At 70.4% G+C, this 18646-nt stretch carries 22 protein-coding genes, 5 tRNA genes and 1 pseudogene; 12 read left to right on the top strand and 16 right to left on the bottom strand.

The genetic code is table 11. The annotated features are described in order from the left end of the window. Nucleotides 1-32: 32 nt before the first annotated feature. Entirely contained in the window at nucleotides 33-491 is a 459-nt protein-coding gene (locus ABUW04_RS38930; RefSeq protein WP_380569006.1) for a Clp protease N-terminal domain-containing protein, read from the top strand. A 332-nt stretch (nucleotides 492-823) separates the two neighbouring features. Here ABUW04_RS38930 and ABUW04_RS38925 read toward each other — a convergent pair. The 4 genes and pseudogenes from ABUW04_RS38925 to ABUW04_RS38910 all read right to left on the bottom strand — a co-directional run bounded on the left by ABUW04_RS38925 (nucleotide 824) and on the right by ABUW04_RS38910 (nucleotide 3524). Beyond that, a pseudogene (locus tag ABUW04_RS38925) lies at nucleotides 824-913 on the bottom strand. 22 nt (nucleotides 914-935) lie between these two features. After that, nucleotides 936-1667 carry a DUF7873 family protein gene (locus ABUW04_RS38920; RefSeq protein WP_380569005.1) on the bottom strand — a complete coding sequence of 244 codons (732 nt, stop codon included), beginning with the start codon at nucleotides 1665-1667 and terminating at the stop codon, nucleotides 936-938. 100 nt (nucleotides 1668-1767) lie between these two features. Next, entirely contained in the window at nucleotides 1768-2628 is an 861-nt protein-coding gene (locus ABUW04_RS38915; RefSeq protein ID WP_380569004.1) for an alpha/beta fold hydrolase, read from the bottom strand. Next, nucleotides 2625-3524 carry an alpha/beta hydrolase gene (locus ABUW04_RS38910; RefSeq protein ID WP_380569003.1) on the bottom strand — a complete coding sequence of 300 codons (900 nt, stop codon included), beginning with the start codon at nucleotides 3522-3524 and terminating at the stop codon, nucleotides 2625-2627. Before ABUW04_RS38910 ends, ABUW04_RS38915 begins: the two co-directional genes overlap by 4 nt. Nucleotides 3525-3690: 166 nt before the next feature. On the opposite strand from ABUW04_RS38910, the gene ABUW04_RS38905 reads away from it, so the two are divergent. Continuing rightward, nucleotides 3691-4323 (top strand): TetR/AcrR family transcriptional regulator, encoded by a 633-nt coding sequence (locus ABUW04_RS38905; protein WP_380569001.1) that lies wholly within the window; start codon nucleotides 3691-3693, stop codon nucleotides 4321-4323. A gap of 13 nt (nucleotides 4324-4336) precedes the next feature. On the opposite strand, the gene ABUW04_RS38900 is transcribed toward ABUW04_RS38905, so the two are convergent. The 3 genes from ABUW04_RS38900 to ABUW04_RS38890 form a co-directional block, all read right to left on the bottom strand. Beyond that, a complete protein-coding gene (locus ABUW04_RS38900) occupies nucleotides 4337-4831 on the bottom strand; it encodes a hypothetical protein (RefSeq protein WP_380569000.1) in 495 nt (164 codons plus the stop codon). A gap of 93 nt (nucleotides 4832-4924) precedes the next feature. Beyond that, on the bottom strand, nucleotides 4925-5767 hold the full coding sequence (locus ABUW04_RS38895) for a peptidoglycan-binding protein (RefSeq protein ID WP_380568999.1): 843 nt from the start codon (nucleotides 5765-5767) through the stop codon (nucleotides 4925-4927). Nucleotides 5768-5950: 183 nt separating this feature from the next. Continuing rightward, entirely contained in the window at nucleotides 5951-6568 is a 618-nt protein-coding gene (locus tag ABUW04_RS38890) for a peroxiredoxin-like family protein (RefSeq protein ID WP_380568998.1), read from the bottom strand. A 71-nt stretch (nucleotides 6569-6639) separates the two neighbouring features. On the opposite strand from ABUW04_RS38890, the gene ABUW04_RS38885 reads away from it, so the two are divergent. The 4 genes from ABUW04_RS38885 (at nucleotide 6640) to ABUW04_RS38870 (ending at nucleotide 9796) form a co-directional block, all read left to right on the top strand. Beyond that, nucleotides 6640-7266 (top strand): TetR/AcrR family transcriptional regulator, encoded by a 627-nt coding sequence (locus tag ABUW04_RS38885; RefSeq protein ID WP_380568997.1) that lies wholly within the window; start codon nucleotides 6640-6642, stop codon nucleotides 7264-7266. A gap of 108 nt (nucleotides 7267-7374) precedes the next feature. Continuing rightward, nucleotides 7375-7926: an RNA polymerase sigma factor gene (locus tag ABUW04_RS38880; RefSeq protein WP_380568996.1), complete on the top strand. Its 552-nt coding sequence runs from the start codon at nucleotides 7375-7377 to the stop codon at nucleotides 7924-7926. Beyond that, complete coding sequence (locus tag ABUW04_RS38875; RefSeq protein ID WP_380568995.1) at nucleotides 7923-8489, top strand: hypothetical protein; 567 nt, start codon at nucleotides 7923-7925, stop codon at nucleotides 8487-8489. The genes ABUW04_RS38880 and ABUW04_RS38875 overlap by 4 nt, the downstream gene beginning before the upstream one ends. 8 nt (nucleotides 8490-8497) lie before the next feature. Beyond that, nucleotides 8498-9796, top strand: a complete 1299-nt coding sequence (locus ABUW04_RS38870) for an MFS transporter (RefSeq protein WP_380569023.1) — start codon at nucleotides 8498-8500, stop codon at nucleotides 9794-9796. On the opposite strand, the gene ABUW04_RS38865 is transcribed toward ABUW04_RS38870, so the two are convergent. After that, the gene (locus ABUW04_RS38865) at nucleotides 9690-10985 is read right to left on the bottom strand and encodes an MFS transporter (protein WP_380568994.1); all 1296 of its coding nucleotides are present in this window, start codon (nucleotides 10983-10985) and stop codon (nucleotides 9690-9692) included. The two genes, ABUW04_RS38870 and ABUW04_RS38865, sit on opposite strands and share 107 nt — an antisense overlap. A gap of 27 nt (nucleotides 10986-11012) precedes the next feature. Here ABUW04_RS38865 and ABUW04_RS38860 point away from each other — a divergent pair, with 27 nt between their 5' ends. The 3 genes from ABUW04_RS38860 to ABUW04_RS38850 all read left to right on the top strand — a co-directional run bounded on the left by ABUW04_RS38860 (nucleotide 11013) and on the right by ABUW04_RS38850 (nucleotide 12095). Further along, on the top strand, nucleotides 11013-11441 hold the full coding sequence (locus ABUW04_RS38860) for a MerR family DNA-binding protein (RefSeq protein WP_380568993.1): 429 nt from the start codon (nucleotides 11013-11015) through the stop codon (nucleotides 11439-11441). Between the two features lie 95 nt (nucleotides 11442-11536). After that, complete coding sequence (locus ABUW04_RS38855; protein ID WP_030266399.1) at nucleotides 11537-11788, top strand: hypothetical protein; 252 nt, start codon at nucleotides 11537-11539, stop codon at nucleotides 11786-11788. Nucleotides 11789-11813: 25 nt separating this feature from the next. Continuing rightward, entirely contained in the window at nucleotides 11814-12095 is a 282-nt protein-coding gene (locus ABUW04_RS38850; RefSeq protein ID WP_380568992.1) for a hypothetical protein, read from the top strand. A gap of 6 nt (nucleotides 12096-12101) precedes the next feature. On the opposite strand, the gene ABUW04_RS38845 is transcribed toward ABUW04_RS38850, so the two are convergent. The 7 genes from ABUW04_RS38845 to ABUW04_RS38815 form a co-directional block, all read right to left on the bottom strand. Then, nucleotides 12102-12174, bottom strand: a tRNA-Gln gene (locus ABUW04_RS38845). Between the two features lie 92 nt (nucleotides 12175-12266). After that, nucleotides 12267-12351 (bottom strand) — tRNA-Ser (locus tag ABUW04_RS38840). Nucleotide 12352: 1 nt separating this feature from the next. Continuing rightward, a tRNA-Leu gene (locus ABUW04_RS38835) sits at nucleotides 12353-12426 on the bottom strand. Nucleotides 12427-12439: 13 nt separating this feature from the next. Further along, nucleotides 12440-12512: transfer RNA gene (locus ABUW04_RS38830), tRNA-Leu, on the bottom strand. Between the two features lie 97 nt (nucleotides 12513-12609). Continuing rightward, a tRNA-Met gene (locus ABUW04_RS38825) sits at nucleotides 12610-12686 on the bottom strand. Between the two features lie 72 nt (nucleotides 12687-12758). Beyond that, nucleotides 12759-12956 (bottom strand): hypothetical protein, encoded by a 198-nt coding sequence (locus tag ABUW04_RS38820; protein WP_380568991.1) that lies wholly within the window; start codon nucleotides 12954-12956, stop codon nucleotides 12759-12761. Nucleotides 12957-13267: 311 nt separating this feature from the next. Further along, nucleotides 13268-14458: a helix-turn-helix domain-containing protein gene (locus ABUW04_RS38815; RefSeq protein WP_380568989.1), complete on the bottom strand. Its 1191-nt coding sequence runs from the start codon at nucleotides 14456-14458 to the stop codon at nucleotides 13268-13270. 123 nt (nucleotides 14459-14581) lie between these two features. Here ABUW04_RS38815 and ABUW04_RS38810 point away from each other — a divergent pair, with 123 nt between their 5' ends. The 3 genes from ABUW04_RS38810 (at nucleotide 14582) to ABUW04_RS38800 (ending at nucleotide 16971) form a co-directional block, all read left to right on the top strand. Next, nucleotides 14582-15298 (top strand): HAD family hydrolase, encoded by a 717-nt coding sequence (locus tag ABUW04_RS38810; protein WP_380568988.1) that lies wholly within the window; start codon nucleotides 14582-14584, stop codon nucleotides 15296-15298. Nucleotides 15299-15800: 502 nt separating this feature from the next. Then, the gene (locus tag ABUW04_RS38805; protein ID WP_380568987.1) at nucleotides 15801-16523 is read left to right on the top strand and encodes an SMI1/KNR4 family protein; all 723 of its coding nucleotides are present in this window, start codon (nucleotides 15801-15803) and stop codon (nucleotides 16521-16523) included. A 121-nt stretch (nucleotides 16524-16644) separates the two neighbouring features. Beyond that, complete coding sequence (locus tag ABUW04_RS38800; protein ID WP_030266384.1) at nucleotides 16645-16971, top strand: 4a-hydroxytetrahydrobiopterin dehydratase; 327 nt, start codon at nucleotides 16645-16647, stop codon at nucleotides 16969-16971. 133 nt (nucleotides 16972-17104) lie between these two features. On the opposite strand, the gene ABUW04_RS38795 is transcribed toward ABUW04_RS38800, so the two are convergent. Next, nucleotides 17105-18523 carry a sugar porter family MFS transporter gene (locus ABUW04_RS38795; RefSeq protein WP_030266380.1) on the bottom strand — a complete coding sequence of 473 codons (1419 nt, stop codon included), beginning with the start codon at nucleotides 18521-18523 and terminating at the stop codon, nucleotides 17105-17107. Between the last annotated feature and the right edge of the window lie 123 nt (nucleotides 18524-18646).

The following is an 18646-nucleotide window of genomic DNA, read 5'->3' as shown; positions in this document are numbered from 1 at the left end:
AACGCGGGCGCCGACTCCCCGAACCGGCAGGTGTGCTCGCGCCGGTGATGGCCCGCGCCCGGCGGCGCGCCGTCCGCGCGGGTGACGCCGAGATCGACAGCGGGCACCTGCTGCACGCCCTGCTCGAATCCGACGAGCAGGTGCTCGGCCTGGCCGCCCCGCAGCCCACCCAGGCGACCCGGCTGATGGGGTACCTGGCCCAGCGCAGCATCGGTTTCGGTCGCGACTGGCAGCAGGGGGAGGGCGAGAGCGCGGACGAAGGGACCGGCATACCCAGGCAGCGACTGGCGCTGCAGCCGGGGTTGAGCGATGCCGCGGAGGCCGCGGTCGGTCGGGCCCGGGTCGCCGCCCTGGTACGGGACGCCGGGGAGGCGGACCCGCTGGACCTGCTCGCCGAACTGGCCTCCGACCCGGGCAGCCGGGCCGCCAAGATGCTCAAGGGCGCCGGCGCCGACCCGTCCGAAGTGGCCGTCCGGGCACGGCAGCGCTGAGGCCGGTCCGGCGCGACGGCCGACGGGGTGGGGACGAGACGAGGTGGGGGACGTGACGAGACCCGGGAGCGGTATCCATCTCCCGGGCCTCTGGTGATGCCACCCAATTGCTGGCGCCAGCACATTGAAGAGTTGCGGATCATTCTCAAATCGCCGTGTTCTGCCTTTGAACTACCCCTGCGCGCTGGAGCAGGGGGCCGGACTTGAACCGGCATCCGACGATGGTCGTCCGCACTCGCTCGATCTGGCGCTCGGCGGCGAATACTGAATCTGGAGCGAGAGTCTGAGATTGATCGCGGCTGCCTCTGCCTGCTTGGGCTACCCCGGCCCGCTGGTGCCGGGGGGAGGAGTCGAACCTCCACTGGACCGCGTCGGTCACGACAAGCTTCAGTTTCAGCTTGCGCTCCTTGGCGCACCCCGCCCGAGGACGGGGGGTCTGTGGGGCTACCCGAAGAGGTAGCCGAACACCCTTCCGCCGACGCGCCGGTCGCTGACCTCCGCGCCGTTGGCCTCCTCACGGGCGTACTTGACCGCCTGCTGCAGCTTCTCCACCCGCTCCAGCAGGTCGTTGACCCGCTTCGCGGGCAGGGCCCCGGAGAACTTGACGGTGGTCCAGTAGCCGACGGCGACGTCCTCCGTGTAGACCTCGACCTGTGCCGGGTGCTTCTCGGTGGCCTCGGCCTTGACGTGGTTCCGCATCACCTTGCGGGTGCGGATGGTCCGGGTCGGCTCGGTGCGCCAGGAGTCCGTCGACTCGTCCCGCGACCAGGCCTCCGAGGCGTCCAGCACCGGCAGCTTCTTCACGAAGGTGTGCAGGTCCACCAACTGCTTCTCCAGGAACAGCAGGTAGCTGACCGGCGCACCCTCGACGATGACGTCGCCGTCGACCACGACGTCGGCCTTGGCCGTGCAGTTGGCCCAGTCCTTGGTCGCGGTGACGTCGAAGAGGCGGGTCAGCGTGGTGGCGGTGGACCTCAGCACGTCCTCGGCCTTCACCTGCACCCGGGTCGACTCGGGCGGGAACTGGTCGCCCTCCTCGTCCTTGGGCTGGTAGGTCCGCGAGATGCCGGCCAGGAGCGCGGTCTTCTGGACGTCGTGGTGCGCCTGGGTGAGGTCGGCGAAGGACTTGGACTTGACGCCCTTCTCCACCGCGATGATCTGATTGAGCTTGGTCACGCTCACTCCCTTCGAGCCGGGTCGAACGCTAGCACGGAGATCGCGTGGGGCAGTTGGGATTTATCGGGCTTCCCGTCCCGTCGGCGGGCTTCCCGTCCGGTCAGCGGACCTCCTCCCCGCGAGCCGGCTCCCGGACGAACGCGCGGATCAGCCCGGCCAGTTCGGCCGGCTGGTCCAGCGGGATCAGCGTGCGGCTGTCCGGCACCTCGACCAGCCGTCCCTGCGGCAGCAGTCGGGCCAGCCGCCGGCCGTGCTCGACCGGCATCACCCGGTCCCCGTCGGCCCAGACCACCAGCGCCGGTCTGTAGAACGACGGCAGCGACTCGGCTGCGCGGAGCAGGAGTTGACGGTCCGTGAAGGCCGCCCTGAGCATCCGCACGGCGTCCCTCCGGATGTCCTGCTGCCGCATCACCGGCCGGACCCAGCGGGCGGTGGCGGCGTCCCCGCGCCGGGTGAGCCAGCCGAAGGCGATCGGCAGCCGCCGCAGCGCACGCAGCCGCATCTGCTGCATGAACAGGCCGAACAGCCGCGGCGGGAGCCTGCCGGCGAGCGCCAGGGTCTTGCCGGTCAGCCCCGGTGGAAGGTTGTCGAACGCCTCGCAGGAGACGAGCACGGCCCGGCCCACCCGGGGGTTGCCCTCGCCCATCAGCAACTGCACCAGTGCGCCGCCGGTGTCGTTGCCGACCAGGGTGACCTGCTGAAGGTCGAGCCGCTCCAGCAACTCCGCCACCAGCGAGGCGATCCCGGGCAATGAGAGGTCGGCGTCGGCGTGCACCGGATGCGGATGAGCGCCGAACGGCAGCGTCGGCGCCACACAGCGGTGGTCGGCCGACAGGTCGGTGACCACCGCGTCCCACAGTGAGGCGTCCATCAGCATCCCGTGCAGCAGCACGACTGGCGGACCGTCACCACCGGTGTCCTGGAGGGCGATCGTCCCGGCGGACAGTTCGATCCCGGTCATGGCAGATGCCGGCGCAGGAAGGACAGTTCGGCCTCGACGGCCTGCTCGTGCGACTCCAGGAACGGCGCGTAGTGCCGGCCGGGGAGCCGGACCAGCTCCCCGGCCGGGGCCAGCGCGGCCGCGCGGACGCCGGGCTCCGGGAGCACGCTGCTGTCCTGGTCGCAGACGACCACCAGCAGCGGGCAGCGGACCTGCGCGGCCTGGCGCCCCGGCCGGTAGCGGCCGACCTGGAGCGCGATCCGGGCGGCGACCGTCTGCTCCCAGTCGGGGTGGCGGTGGTCGGGGTCCAGCGCCCGTTGGCCGTCCATGGCGTCCGGGGTGGTCAGCGACGCGACCGCACCGCGCACCCCCGCTGCCGGCACCAGCAGCGGCTTCCGGCCGACCAGCGCGCCGAGGGCGTCCGCGACGGCCAGGCCGGTCAGCCGCAGCAGCGCGAGCGGGGTCATGCTGCGCAGCGCGTTGGGCGCGGCGGCCCTGCCGTCGGCGAGCGGTGTCTGCGCGATCACCGAGGCCAACTGCGGGTTGTCCGCGGCGATCCGGATGACATGGCCGCCCGACAGCGAGAAGCCCCAGAGCGAGATCGCCGCCGGGTCGACGTCGGGGAGTCCGGCCGCGAAGCCGATCGCGGCCTGCCAGTCGGCGAGTTGTTCGCCGATGTCGACGACCTGGCGGGGAGCGCCCCCGCTCTCGCCGAACCGGCGGTAGTCGAAGGCGAGGACGGCGAACCCGGCCTCGTTGAACCGCCGGGCGAACAGCTCGCTGGCCGGCTCCTTGGTGACCGAGGTCCCGCCGGCCATGATCACGCAGCCGCCGTTGGTCCCGGGGTGGTGCAGCGCGGCGCACTCGACGCCGCCGCTGGCGAAGCTGACTTTCTGCGGTCGGACGGACACCTTCATGGAGACCTCCATCGTCTGGTGCTGAGCCATCCCTGTGAGAAGTGAACCACGTGGCTCACTATTGCGTCAGGACTTTCGGTGCGATCGGGCGACGTCCTTGTCGTGATCGGCGGGCCTGGCATCATCGGTCGGGTCGTGCACCCACTGCGAGAGAGGACGTCCGACCATGGACGCTGCCGATACGACGGCCGGTTATCGGCGCTCGACGGGATCGCGGCGCGGCGAGGCCAGGCGCCAGGACCTGCTCCGCCGGGTCACCGACGACCTGGCGGTCAACGGTCTGGCGGACTTCTCGCTGCGCCGCGCCGCACGGTCGGCCGGCACCACCCACAAGGTGCTGCTGTACTACTTCGACGGCGTCGAGGACCTGCTCAAGCAGGCGGTCTTCGAACTGCGCGGACGGCGGATCGACAATGCGCTGACCGCCGCCCAGGGCTCCGGCCGGCCGGTCCCGCAGACGCTGGCGGACCGGGTGCGCGCCATCTGGCCGATCCTGATGGGCGAGGAGACCGGGCTGCGGCGCGTCCTCGACCAGGCCATCGGCCTGGCGATGTACGACCCGGTGCGCTACGCGGAACTGGGGCAGGGGGCGACCAAGCAGTACCTGCCCTCGCTGCTGTCGCTCTGCCCGGAGGGCTGGTCCGACCAGCGGAAACTAGAGGTCGCGGAGATGATCCTGGCGACCCTGCGGGGTTTCGTGGTGGACCGGGCGACCGGCAACGGGGACCTGTCCGGGGCCGACGCCGGATTCGAGGCGCTGGCCCGCGCGCTGGAGCGGGAGGAGGCGGCGGACGCGTAGCGTCCAGCCCGGGTTATGCAGGTTCGGCAGGCTGCGCGGGCACAGGGTCTGTGGACTCAGGCTGTGCGGGCACAGGGTGCGTGGGCTCAGGGTTTCCGGGCTCGGAAGGATCGGCAGGGCGGACCGGCCCGGCGGTGCCGTCGCCGATGAGCATCGAGAAGATCAGCACGACGATGCCGCCACCCAGCACCGCCCCGGCCCAGCCGCCGCGCGTGATCCTGGCCGAGGCACAGACCTGGCCGGGGGCTGCGGAGTACCCGCCTCCGTCCTTGCCCAGCACATCGTCCCCGGACGGTGAGACGACGGAGCCGCAGTGCAGGTAGACGGGGGAATCGAGCTGGTCCGACTGGGCGGAGCTGAGCGTCGGGTCGACGGGCAGGAACAGCATCACGACCGCGGCGACGGCGGCGAGCAGGGTCAGTACCGCCCCCACCCTGACCGCCGTTGGCAGGGTGCCCACCGTCGAGCCCGGTCGTACGGCTGATGGTGCGGTCGTGTCCGTGGCCATGGTCATCCCCCGGTGATCGGCTTCCGAAGTGCGTCACTCTATCGGGGCGGCCGGGGGTCGGGCTGAGGTTCGGTCAGGGATTCCGGCGGGCGGTCAGCGGACCGTGAAACCGTGTTTGCTGCCCAGTTTGGCGAGGCTGGTCTGGCCGGGGATGCCGTTGGCGTCGGGGCCGGTGAAGCCGAGGCGGCGCTGCCAGGCGGCGTAGGCGGTCACGGTGTCGGTGCCGAAGGAGCCGTCGACCCGTTGCGCGGGGAGCAGCCCCTCGGACTGCAGGGCCTGCTCGACCGGGAGGACGTCCGCGCGGTGCGCGGCGCTGCCCTGCGGGGCGGGGCCGTCGCGGTGGGCGGAGTCGATGACATTGGCGAGGCTGACGGTGACGCTGCGGCTCGACGCGGAGGACCAGCGCCAGGACGTCACCGCCCGGCCGCCACGGTAGTCGTGCGGATCGGCGGTCGGCGGGCACTGCCCGTCCGGGAAGCGCGGCGCGAAGTACCCGGTCACGTAGGAGCTGGTGCGCGCGTGCGAGTGGCTCCACACGCCGTTGCCCTGACCGTTGTCGCTGGCACCGCTCTGGATGCTGTTGCCGCCCTTGGTGTAGACGTCGGCGGCGTCGAAACCGACGACGATCTCGGTGTGCGCGCCGTTGCCGAAGTCGACCTCGGCACCGACGCTGGGGTACTCCGACCACTGGCCGTTCGCCTTGGCATGGGCGGCGATCGCGGACACGTTGTCGAGCTTGGGCACGATCGCGCTCAGCCCCACGTCGTTGAACATGTCCCAGTCAAAAATCGCGCACCAGCTGACGCCGTCCTCTCCGTACTCCTTGCCGAACCGGGTCCGGTTGTCCCAGCCCTCGCCGCTCACCCAGGTCTCGTAGACCCGCTCCGGGATGGACATGACGTGGTCGACGAGCTGCTTCCACTGCGGTGTGCCCATGCTGGCGACCTCCCGGGCCGGTGCGGCGAGCCGGGCGGCCGCACCGCCGCCCGGTCAGGGAAGCGTTTCGAACTCCGGACGGGCCGGTCGGCAGTGACCCGCAGTTGTTCGGCAATTGCCCGGAGATGCAGGTGAACTGATCAACCATTGAGCGTTTTTGGGCGTGACCTGAGTGGTTGTGATTCAGGGGATGGTCCGGTGCGCCGCTGCGGGCGCCTCGGCGGCCAGGGCCAGCAGGTCGTCGACCGACCACTGGTCGCCCGCGTGTTCGCCGTACTTGCAGGCGGCGATACGGCCGTCGGCAGTGATCAGGAAGTCCGCGGGCAGGCCGAGGCGGCCGCCGGAGGGCCTGCTGGCGGGGAGGTGCCCGCGACGGCGCAGGACCGCCCACAGGCCGCGGGCCACCGCGTTCAGCACGATCGGCCAGGCGCGGGGGTCGAGCAGCGCTCGGGGTGCGGACTCGACGCCGAACTCCCGGTAGAGCCGCTTCCCGGGGTCGCCGACGACGGCGAAGGGCAGGTCGGCGACGTGCGGGAGCAGTTCTGGCGCGCCCGCGTGGAAGACCGCCACCTCGCGGATCCCGGCTGCACGGAGCTCCTCGTGGCGCACCGCGATCGAGCGCAGGTGCAGATTGCAGATCGGGCAGCCGGCGAACCGCCGGAACTGCAGGTGCGTCAGCCGTGCGCCGGAGTCCGGCAGCAGGCTGACGGGTCCGCCGTTGACGGTGTCGAGCGAGCGCTCGGCGATGGCGTCCCCCGGTTGGAACTTCCTGTCCGTGGTGCCCCTGGCTTCCCTGGACATGTTGCCGCCCCCTTGTAGGTGTATGGCGTACGCCTACGACGCTATGCGCGTATGTTGTACGCTGTCAAGCCATGCCCCGCCCACGCTCCCTGACGCACGATCAGATCGCCGCCGCCGCGCTCGCGGTCATCGACCGGGACGGACCGGCCGGCCTGTCGATGCGCGCCGTGGGCAGCGAACTGCGGATGAGCACCATGGCGCTGTACCGCTACGTCCGGGACCGCGAGCAGTTGGAGGGCCTGGTGGTGGCCGGCGTCCTCGCCTCGGCGGAGTTGGCCACCCCGCCGGAGGCGCCCTGGACCGAAAGGCTCACGCTGCTGGTCGAACGGGTCCGCGCGGCCGTCGCCGCACATCCCTCGGTTGTGCCGCTGCTCCTGCTGCACCGGCACGATTCGGCTGCCTCGCTCGCCTGGGGCGAAGCCATGCTGGGCGTGCTGACCGAGGCGGGCTTCTCCGGAGTGCAGCGGGTGGTGGCCTTCCGTGCGCTGCTCAGCTATCTGATCGGTGCGCTCCAGGTCGAGCACCTCGGACCGCTGTCGGGAACCGGCACCGTCGCGATCGCCGGACTTCCGCCGGCGGACTACCCGCACCTGGCCGCCACCGCGCGCGACGCCCGGTCCGTCCCGCCGGAGCAGGAGTTCGGGCAGGGCCTCGCCATCCTGCTGCGCGGGCTGGAGCGGGGGCCCCAGCCCCGGTAGGCCGATTAGGCCGATGTCACGGATTCCGCGGCCGGGTGCACCTAGCTGTGTGGTCGGTGCTGTGCCGTCCTGGGGAGAAGGGAACTGCCGGGGGTGATCGAGGAATCCGTGTCCGATGAGGACTTCGTCCTGCTCTACCGGCAGCAGCGCTCGGCCCTGGTGTGGCACGTCCGAAGCCATGGCGCGAGCGAGGCGGAGGCGTGCGACGCGGTCCAGGAGGCCTTCGCGTCCGCGCTGCGCGCCAGGGACCGGATCCGCGACCCGGGCGCCTGGCCGGCCTGGTTGCGGACCGTCGCCGTGCGCTGGTACCTGCGATCGCTGCACGGGTCCGGTGGCCGTGCGGGCGGCGGTGGCCGGTCGCCGGTCGAAGTCCTTCTGGTGGCCGACCCGCCGGATCTGGTCGAGGCAGCGGGGACGACCGCTGACGCCGTCGACGCCGTGGAGGCGGGCCGGCAGCAGGAGTTCGTCCTCGCACTGCTCGCGGCGCTGCCGAACCGGCAGCGGCAGGTCTTCGGACTGCACTACGAGGGCTGGAGCACCGCCGAGATCGCCGCGTTGCTCGGAATGGAGCAGGCCGCGGTCCGGCAGAACATCGCCCGGGCCCGCCGCACGCTCAAGGAGTCGATCAGGGAGAGGTTGAGGGAGGGGGAACTCGGATGACCGACGATCAGGTGCACGACGACGGGTTCGACGAGACGGATGAGTTCGTACGGGGCGTCAGGGACGGCTACATCGCCCGCTCGGACGCGGCGTTCGACTTCGCTGCCGGGCTGGCCGACGTCCATCGGCGTGCCGGTCTGACGGTGGGTGACCTCTGCGCTCGGATCGATGCGCTCGCTTCCCTGCTGGACGCCGTCGAACGGCTTCAGGGTCCGGCGACCGGTGATGTCCGACGGGCGCGTGAGGGCCTGTTCGCCCTGCGCCACGCCGTGACGGCCCGGCCCCGGCCCTGGGCCGAGGTCGAACAACTGCTCAGCACGGTCGCCGACCACCTCGACCGTGCCGATCAAGTCCTTCGGGACCGCAGCGGAATCTCCCTCGACAGGGTGATCCGCCAGAGCCTCGGCGATGTGCTCGACCGTCCGGTCGACACCGCATCCGAGTTGCGCACCCTGCGCGGCCGGATCACGGCCGGGTTCGGCATCCCGCAGGGCGGCGCCTCCGCCAGGCCGTGGACCCGCGGCGGAGAAGCGCCGGAGGCCGGCGGCAGGCATCGGTCGTGAGGGCAGGTGTGTTGCGCGGCCCTGAGGGCCGTGACTTCCGTACCTTCTGGGCCGGATACGCCACCTCGCTGCTCGGTACGGCGATGTCGACCCCCGCGGTCGCCTTCGCCGTGCTGGACGGCGGCGGCGACGCAGCCGGCCTGGGTTGGGTGATGGCGGCGGGGATCGCGCCCCAGGTCGTCTTCCTGCTGCTCGGCGGCGTGGCCGCGGACCGGTTCGGCCGACGGCGGGTGATGCTGGGCGCGGACGCGGTCCGCTGCGCGGCGCAGGCAGCCTTCGCCGCCGCGCTGCTGCTCGACCACGGACGGCCGCAGATCTGGCTGTTCGTGCTGCTGGCGGCGGTCCGGGGAACGGGGGAGGGGTTCTTCCGTCCGGCGCTGAGCGCCCTCACCGTCGAGATCACCCCGGTCGACCGGCTAGGCGACGCCAACGCCCTGTTGGGGCTGGCGCGTTCGGCCGCCGCGGTCGCCGGTCCGGCGCTGGCCGGCCTGCTGATCACGGTCGCCGGCCCGGCGGTCGTCATCGCCGTCGACGCCGCCTCCTACGGGGCGAGTGTGCTGGCCCTGGGGCGGCTTGACGTTCCGATCTCCTCGCCTGCGTCGGCGAGCCGGTCGCTGCGCCGCGACCTCGCGGACGGCTGGGCGGAGTTCCGGGCGCATTCCTGGCTGGTGGTCACCACAGTGCAGTTCACCTTCGTGAACCTGGTCGTCTGGGGGCCTTTCCTGCTGCTCGGGCCGGTCCTGTTCGACCGGCGGCCCGGCGGCGCCGGTGCCTGGGGCCTGACCATGGCGGCGTACGGAGCGGGGGCCGTGGCGGGCGGACTGCTGGCGCTGGGCCGTCGGCCCGGGCGCCCACTGGTCGGCGCCACCGTTGCCACGCTGGGATACGGCGTCCCGTGCGCGCTCCTGGCCGTGCACGCCGGGGTGGCGCTGGTCGCCTCGGGCGCGCTGGTGGCGGGGGTCGGCTCGGCGCTGGCTGCGGCCTTCAGCGGTACCGTCCTGCAGCAGCAGGTCCCCGCCGGGGCGCTCGCGCGGGTCAGTTCCTTCCAGACCTTGGGCAGCTACTCGGCCGGCCCGTTGGGGCTCGCGGCGGCCGGCCCTGCGACTGCTCTGTTCGGCGCGGGCACCGTCCTGGGGTTCGCAGCCGTCTGGGCGACGCTGAGCGCACTGGCCGTCCTCGCCGCACCCGCCGTCCGACGGATCACCTGGCCGCCGCCTCCGACGGGGACGGGTGCTGACGCACATCCGTCAGACGGTTCCGCCGCCGTGCCCGGAGCCGTGACGCGGCGGCGACGAGGGCGAGGGTGACGGTTGCAATGCCCGAGGCGGCCAGCACCTGACGGGGGCCCAGGGCCACGGTCAGCGGACCCCCGAGGGCGGTGCCGACGGGTGCGGCGGTGAGCAGCGCCGCGCCGCGGGCGGCCAGGACCGTGGTGAGCAGGGCCGCCGGGGTGCGGTCCTGGAAGAGGGTGAAGGTCAGCGCCGTGAACGGCCCGTAGATCGCACCGCCGACCCCGAAACAGACGAGTGAGACGCCCACGGACGCACCGAGGTCGAAGGGCACCAGAGTCAGGCCCCAACCGGCGACGATGGCGAGGGTGACCGGCCATAGCGGCAGCTTGCGCAGGGCGGTCGCGGACAGGGCGCCGAGAACGGCCCCCACTCCGAAGAGCGTCCAGTACAGACCGAGGAGGTCCGCGCCGGAGTGCAGATCCTGGGTGACATGCAGCGGGAGTGCCACCTCCACCGGCCCGTAGAGGAAGTTGAAGAACCAGGTGAGGGCGAGGATTCCGAAGAGCTCCGGCTGGCCGCGCAACACCCGCAGGCCGGCCTTGGATCGGCCGGTGTCGGGCGGCTCGGCCGTCGGTGTGGGCCCGTTCGGGTTGCCGAGCCGGCCGGTCTGGAGCGCGAGGACGGCGAAGCTCACGGCGTCAAAGCCGATGATCCAGGCAGGGCCGACTGCGGCCGCCAGTAGCCCGGCGAGTGCAGGCCCGACGATGACGGCCGCGGTGGCGCTCGAACTGATCAGCGCGTTCGCGGCCAGACGCTGCTCCGGTGGCAGGATCTCGGCGAGCAGAGAGTACTTTCCCGCGCTTCCCCAGGCGTGCAGCATCGAGGAACCGGCCAGCAGGGCGATGTAGAGGACCGGATTCAGCACACCCGCGGCCCAGGCTAGCGGCACCGAGCCGAGCAGCAGTGCACGGAGCCCGCTGTCCGCGGCCAGGAGGTGTCGGGCCGGTAGGTGGCGCAACCAACGGCCGAAGACGAGCGCGCCGACCGCTCCGGGCAGGGCGTAGGCGGCGATCGCCGCACCGACGACCAGGCCGGACCGCCCCGGCGGCGCGATGACGACCGCCAGCCAGGCGACGGCGACCACGCTCATCCCGTCACCCAGATCGGAGGCGGCCAGTGCGGGCAGCAGCCGTCGGAGCTCGACATGGGCGAAGAGCGGCCGGTAGGAGCGCGGCAGCAGGCGGGTTGTCGACGGGAGGGCCACCCGTTCAGACTCAGGGTTCAAGCACGCTTGAAGTCAAGTGACGTCGAGGGGGACGGATCAGTGCGGGAACTGGCCATCGGGGACCTCGCGCGGCAGGTCGGGATGCGGGCTTCCGCATTGCGGTACTACGAGAGCGTCGGCCTGCTGCCTCAGGCGGCGAGGGTCGCGGGGCGGCGGGTCTATCCGGTCAGCACCGTGCGGCGGATCGCGTTGATCAGGATGGCTCAGCGGGCCGGGTTCACCCTCGCCGAGATCCGCCAGTTGCTGAGCACAGACGGCGACCGCGGTGCCACCGGGCAGTGGCGGACCCTCGCCGAACGCAAGCTCCCCGAGCTGGACCGGTCCATCGAGCAGCTGCGATTGCTGCGGGATGCCGTCGCCGAGTGTCTGCTCTGCGGCTGCATGAACTTCGAGAGCTGCCGGCTGCTCGCCCCGGGCGCCGACCAGGATGTTTGAGGACTGCCGGCTGATTACACTGCGTGGCCTCTGGTGCCCAGATGGTGACGGTCCGCTGGGTCGCGAGGAGCGCCGCGCCGTCGGATGATCGGGGCATGGACGACGTGAGCGGTCGTACCGCGAAGGTGTGGATCAAGGATGAGGTCGAAGGTGAGGCCGATCCGAAGCATGTCGTGATGCAGGTCTACGACCCCCGGAAGCACCCCCTGAGCGCCGAGGTCGTGGTCCGGACCAGGCACGACGTCATCGCCGTCGCCGACGAGTACGGGGTCCGGCTGGACCAGGTGCGGTTCGTCGGCGACAGCGCGAAGACCGTGGACGAGAACTCCGGTCCGGCGCGCAGCTGACCCGGACCGTCGCCCGTCCGGCCGAGTGACCTTCACCCAGGAGCGGGAGGCCGCAGTGGACCGCGAAGAGCTTCGAGCGCAGTTGGAGGCCGAGGGCTTCCGGAGCAACGCCTACTGCCTGGACGGCGGACTGCCCGACAACGCCTACTGCCTGGACCGCGACGGCGCCGACTGGATCGCCTACCACTGGGGCCGCGGCAGTTGCTCCTGGCTCCGCCGCTTTCGCGCCGAGTCACCTGCCTGCGAATACCTGCTGGGCCTGATCCGCGAGGACGCCCGGGCCCGAAAGGCCCCGCACCCCCAGTGATTCACGCTCCCCGCCGAGGATTCGAACCTCGATCTTCGCTTCCAGAGAGCGATGTGACTGCCGATTGCACCAACGGGGATCGAGCGGAAGGTGCGGGAGTTGAACCCGCAGCGGTGTCACCCGCCACGCTTTTCTGGAGCGCTTGGCACGCCTATGCCGGACCTTCCAACGCGGAGGATGCAGGATTCGAACCTGCGCAGGCGTCAACCTGACGACGGCTTAGCAAGCCGCTGCCTTACCACTCGGCCAATCCTCCGTAGCGCTGACAGGAATCGAACCTGCAACCGACGGTCCCTCAGACCGCCCCCTCTGCCAGTTGGGGCACAGCGCCTTGTTGCTTTGCGTAGCGTCGGTGCGATTCGAACGCACACTGGACCGGTCCTGAACCGGCTCCCTCTGCCGTTGGGGTACGACGCCTTGGTGCTGCAATTGCCGTGCGCTGCCGAGGAATCGAACCTCGCAAGCCCGAAGGCGCAGGGGTTACAGCCCCGCTCGTGTCCCAGCACTCAACGCTTGGTGGCGGGTACGGGATTCGAACCCGTGACCTAAGGCTTATGAGGCCTTCGCGCTGACCCGCTGCGCCAACCCGCAGCACCAATCGTAGGAAGCAAGTAATTCAGGAGCTAATGGTTTTTGCGCACCGGCGTGCGCCCCGACATGCCGTCACTCCGACCACGTCCGCGGCCGGTCCACAGCCACCGGCTTGCGCAGACCGACATGCTCCTGGTGTCGCACGAGGGTGTAGCCGGGGCCGGCATCGCGCTCGATCTCCCCGACGATGACGCCGTCGCACACCCACTCGTCGCACCAGGTGCACACGCCCGCCGCCCGGCCAGCGGCCGGCTCCGTCTTCTCGCTCATGCCCGCACGGCCTGTTGGGCAAGTCGGAAGCAGTTGGTGTAGCCGTATTCCTCACCGAGGTGGCCCATGTCGACGTTCTTGCCATCCGGGCCGATCGGCAGGACCGGGCCGGTTGAGCTCGGCGGTTCGGTGCACATGTCGCAGCGGACCGGATCGGGCTGGGCGGCGGCGCGAGTGCGCCTTGCCGCCTGCCGCTTCGAGGGAGCGTCCGTAATCACTCGGATGCCTTTCGTCGCTGTCCTGAAAGCGACGTTAGGGATGATCCGCGAGGGCGGTTCGTGCTCTCAGCACGGCCGTGCCCACAGCACGGGTCAGAGCATGTCCATGCGTCCGGCCAGCTGCTCCGCCTGGCGGGCCTGCATCGCTCGCGCCCGACGCATCAGCCCGACGACCATGGTTCGTGCCAGCTCAGTCCGAGACAGGTCCTCAGGGGCCAACTGCTCCGCCTGTAGCAGGTGCAGCAGCACTGCCGGATCCTCGCGCCGCAGGTCGTGGCAGCGCGCAACCTCCAGCAGGAACGTGAACCTTCGCTCCAGCGACGGCAGCCGGCTGGTGTCGATCTGGTCGGCGTCGTGCAGAGCCTCGCTGGCCTCGCCTGCCTCCATTTCGATGCTCATCGCATGGAGCGCGACATTAGTCGGACCGAACACGGTCCACATGACATTGCCCTCTCCGGCCTGCTTAGCTGCCGGGGCCGCCGCGCTCCGCAGTCGGTCCCGGGCAGCCCACCAGTCCTTGCGGCGGGCCGAGGCCACCACCGTCACCAGCTGGAGCGCGCCAGCCATCGCCGCGCAGTCCGCATCGCCTCCCTGCGCACGGTGCTTCAGTTGTTCGCTGCCCTTCCGTGCGACTTGTTCGGCGGCGTCGGGGTCGCCGGCGGCGAGGAGGGCGTGCCCGAGATTCCACTGTGCGGCAGCGATCCTCAGCGGGTCGTCAGCATCCTCAGCTGCGCGTACGGCCCGGTCGGCAGCCATCATCGACAGGTCCGTGCGCCCGGCTCGCCGCAGGTAGGAGCGCAGCAGGAAGTACAGGTCCGCGGAGACCCGCAGTGTTTCGCGCCGCCGCTCGCTGTCACCGGTGCGGTGTGCTCGGACGGCATGCTCAGTGTCGGTGATGAGGTCCGGCAATACGTCAGCGGCGTCCGTGAAGCGGGTCGGCGATGACTGCCAGGATCGCCACGCGGCCTCGACGCGCTCGCGCAGTACTTCCGGCCCTGCGGGATCCGTGGACCGCGGAGGCCCGAAGCTCATCAGGGCCCGCGCGATGGACGGGGCGGCCGTGTCCTCGGCTGTGACGGCCACGGTGGTGCCTTCGGACAGCAGAGCGGCGACGGGCACTCCGAGTTCCTGGGCGATCCGGTGAAGGACTGCGATTGTGGGGATCCGCAGTCCGCGCTCGATTTGCGAGTAGTAGTCCACGGAGATTCCGGCCAGCCCGGCGATGACGTCCTGCTGGCGGGTGCCGCGGAAGTGGCGCACCCGGGCGCCGATGGGTAGTTTCACGGCCGCCTCCGCTCGCGCCCTTGTAGCCTTGTTTGCCAGCCTAGGGCGGTCAATGACGCAGCGTCCCCTCTCCGACCACTCGTGTGACAGGGTTGGGTTCTGGCCGATGGGACGGAGCGGGCTATGGCGGGGTACCGGCTGGTGCTGTGGGATGTGGACCACACCCTGATCGCCTCCGGTGGCGTAGGGAGTTCAATCTCCCAGCAGGCCTTCCTCGCGGTCACCGGCCGCCGTCAGGAGTACCACCCGAACGTGTCCGGGCGTACCGAGCGAGCGATTCTCGCCGAGTCGTGCCGCCTGCACGGCCTGGACCCCGACGACTACCGGTTCGACGACTACGCCGACGCCCTTGCTCAGGGCTACCTACGGCGCGCCGGCGAACTACGCGAGCGAGGCCAGGCCTTGCCCGGTGCGACGAACATCCTCGCTGCCACGGCCAGGCTCGAAGGGGTACGGCAGACTGTGGTGACCGGCAACGTTCGCCGCGTTGCCGAGATCAAACTCCAGGTCTTCGGCTTGGACCGGCACATCGACTTCGACCTCGGCGGTTACGCGGAGGACTCCGATGTCCGCGCGGACCTCGTCCGCACCGCATATGCGCGGGCCACCTCCGCCGATGGGCTGGCCTACGGCATTCAGGAGTCCCTCGTCATCGGCGACACGCCGTCAGACATCGAGGCTGCTCATTTGGCAGGTGCCGTCGCCCTTGGGGTGGCAACGGGCAGGACCAGCGCGGCCGAGCTCCTGGACGTCGGCGCGGATGCCGTAGTGGCGGACTTGGCCGATACGGACTGCGTCGTCGAGATGATCCGCGACGGCGTCGAACCTGCGGCTCCGTGAACCCCCGATCGGCTCACCGTCCTGGTCAACGACACGAGGGGCGGCCGGCTGGTCGGCTCTGCTTGGGGCGACGGCAGACGGTGATGGGTGGCGGTGGTTTCTCGAGGCGGGGGCCGCCATGATTCCTACGGACCTGAACGGCTACGCTCGCGAGGTCCGAACGTCACGCTTTGGAAGCAGAGCGACGTTGAATTTCGTTATAGGTAGCGCGATCTTCGGCGCTGGATTGGCGTGCATCATTCGCTCTGGGCGCACGATTGACAGTGCCAACCCGCCATGGACGCCACGCGAGCGGCGATGGGTTCTCGCCGGGCTCGTTTTGATGTCTACCGGCCTGATCGTTCATCACTCGCTTTCCCCTTTCTGAGAGAGCAGAGCGTCGGCCGTCCCGGGTACGTGCCCAGGGCGGCCAAGGTCGCATGACAATGACAATCGTCCGGCCGTTCCCTCGCAGATCATTGGAGCGATCGGCTGCTTGTGCAACAAGAGATATCGTCACGGCATGTCCGACGCTCTTGACGTAGGCGCAGCGCTGCAGGGCGGTCTCCGCGATCGTCATCACGCCTGGGAGTTCATCCGCGCGTTTACCGCGGCGTGGACCGGTCGGGGCGTTCAGGACGCGGACGGTGTCAGCGAGGCGGAACTGTCCACGGCAGAGGACGAACTCGGTGTTCGTCTGCCCGTGGCGGTCCGGGAGGGCTACGCACTGCTGGGCCGCAGCCTCGCACTGACCTGCGTTCAAGACCCTCTGGTGCCAGCCACCGGCCTGTTCGTACTGGACGGCAACCTGATCTTCCGCCGCGAGAACCAGGGCTGCGCCTTCTGGGGCATCCCACTCGATCAGATCGATCTGGACGACCCACCCGTCGTCGTCCAGACACACGACGGCTGGATGCCCTTCCTGGACCGAATGTCGACGGCATGGGTCGAGCTTGTGCTCAGTGAGTCGATGTTCGCCGGTGACGGCCCCGATGCGCTCTACGACGCCTGCGAACTCCCCGACGCGCTCCTGCCGACCCTCCAGCAGCGATACACGCGAGTCGACCTCCCGGACCATCCCATGTGGGCCAGCGCGGATGACTCCCCACTGCGCTGGTACGCCGCACCAGGCCGACTTCTCCGACACGACGGCACGCAGGATCACAGCTGGCTCCACGCCCGTGGTCACGCGGTGGCGGACCTCGAGGACATCCGTAACGACCTACCAGGCGGATGGGTCCGCTGATCCAGCCGGAGCGGCGTAGGCGGAAGGAGTTGGGCGCCCTGTCGGCGGCGATGCCGCCGTGGCAGGATGCGCCGGTCGGACGGGAGCTGGCCGGGGCCCTCGCTCCTGCACTGGAGGCGCTGTGAGCGAGCCCGTAGCCCTGACCGAGGACGAGATCGCCGAGGCCCTGAGCCGCGTGCCGCAGTGGGAGCGGAAGGGCGACAGCATCACCCGCCTGGTCAAGGTCCGCTACCACGCGGGGGTCGCGCTGATCGTCCACGTAGCAGACGTCTCCCGACTCACCCACCACCACGCCGACGTCAACCTGACCTTCGACGGCGTCCGCTTCACCGTCACCACCCACGACGCGGGCGGAGTACTGACCGAGGCCGACTTCACCCTGGCCGAGCGCATCGACGTCATCGCATCGGGGCACGCGGCCCGGTGGGACCTCGAACCGGTGGAGTGATCTGAGGCGTTGGACGAGTGATTGTGCAACGAGGGTCCATGGTCGGGCGCTCCCCGGAGACTCCCCAGAGGTGCACGACAGGGGCCGCTCTCCACCGTGGAGATGCGGCCCCTGCTGTTCGGGAGTTGTTGCTTCAGCCCATAGATTCCAGGGTTCGGCCCTTGGTCTCCTTGATGAAGAAGTAGACGAAGGGGATGGAGAGCAGGGCGAAGCAGGCGTAGATGACGTAGGTCGCTGAGAGGTTCCAGTCGGACATGGTCGGGAAGCTGACGGTGATGGCCCAGTTGGCGATCCACTGGGCCGATGCGGCGACGGAGAGGGCGAGGGCGCGGATCTTGTTGGGGAACATCTCGCCGAGCAGGACCCAGACCACGACGCCCCAGGAGAAGGCGAAGCAGAGGACGAAGACATGGGCGGCGACCAGGGCGACGGTCGCCTGGGTGTTGGGGAGGGTGGCCGTGGTGCCGGTGCCGTGGCGGTAGGAGAAGGCCCAGGCGGCCACGCCGAGGGCGACGGCCATGCCGGCGGAGCCGGCCAGGGCGAGCGGGCGGCGGCCGATGCGGTCGACCAGGGCGATGGCGATGACCGTACCGACGATGTTGACCAGTGAGGTGGAGACGCTGATCAGCAGCGAGTTGCTGGCGTTGATGCCGACCGACTGCCAGAGCAGCGAGGAGTAGTAGAAGATCACGTTGATGCCGACGAACTGCTGGAACACCGAGGCGCCGATGCCGATCCAGACGATCGTCTGCAGGCCGGCCCGGCCGCCCAGCAGGTCGCTCAGGCTGGCCTTGTGCTCGGAGGCCATGACCTGCTGGATCTCTGCGATCCGGGCGTCCGGGTCGCTGTCCTGGCCCTCGACGTCGCGCAGCACCTCGCGGGCCCGGTCCATCCTGCCGACGGAGATCAGGAAGCGCGGCGACTCGGGGATGGCGTAGGACATCAGGAAGTAGATCAGCGCGGGGACGGTCTCCACACCGAGCATCCACTGCCAGGCCTGGATGCCGGCGATGTGGTCGTTGGGGTTGCCGCCGGCGCCCTCGTTCAGGGCGTAGTTGACCAGCTGCGAGATGAAGATGCCGAGCACGATCGCGCCCTGCTGGAACGAGGCGAGCCGTCCGCGCACGGCGGGCGGCGCGACCTCGGCGATGTAGGCGGGGGCGATGACGGAGGCCATGCCGATGGCGACACCGCCGACCACGCGCCAGACGCCGAGGACGAAGATGTTAGGCGGGAACATCGAGCCGACGCCGCTGATGGCGAACAGCACGGCGGCGATCTGCATGACCCGGATGCGGCCGATGCGGTCGGCGAGCCAGCCGGCGCCCATGGCGCCGACGGCCGAGCCCAGCAGCGCGACCGAGACCACCAGGGCGGTCTCGCCGCTGCCCACGCCGAAGTGGTGCTGGATGCCGGTGACGGCGCCGCTGATGACCGAGCTGTCGTAGCCGAAGAGGAAACCGCCCATCGCTGCTGCGGCGGCGATGAAGATGACGTGACCGAGGCTGCCCTCGCCGGAGGCTGGTTGCTGAGATGTCGCTGAACTGGTCAGTGTGGGCTCCCGGGAGTGCGGCGGGCCGCAGCGGAGGCCGCGTCCCCGAACTGATGGTCCGTCCGGCCAGCCTAGGAACGCGGGCCGACCGGGGACGGATGCCAGGCCGTTCCCTGGGCCGTC

It is taken from the genome of Streptacidiphilus jeojiensis, assembly GCF_042510965.1.
Classification (GTDB): domain Bacteria; phylum Actinomycetota; class Actinomycetes; order Streptomycetales; family Streptomycetaceae; genus Streptacidiphilus; species Streptacidiphilus jeojiensis.
Note: the sequence above shows the minus strand (reverse complement) of the source record. Positions and strands in the feature narration are given on the sequence as shown.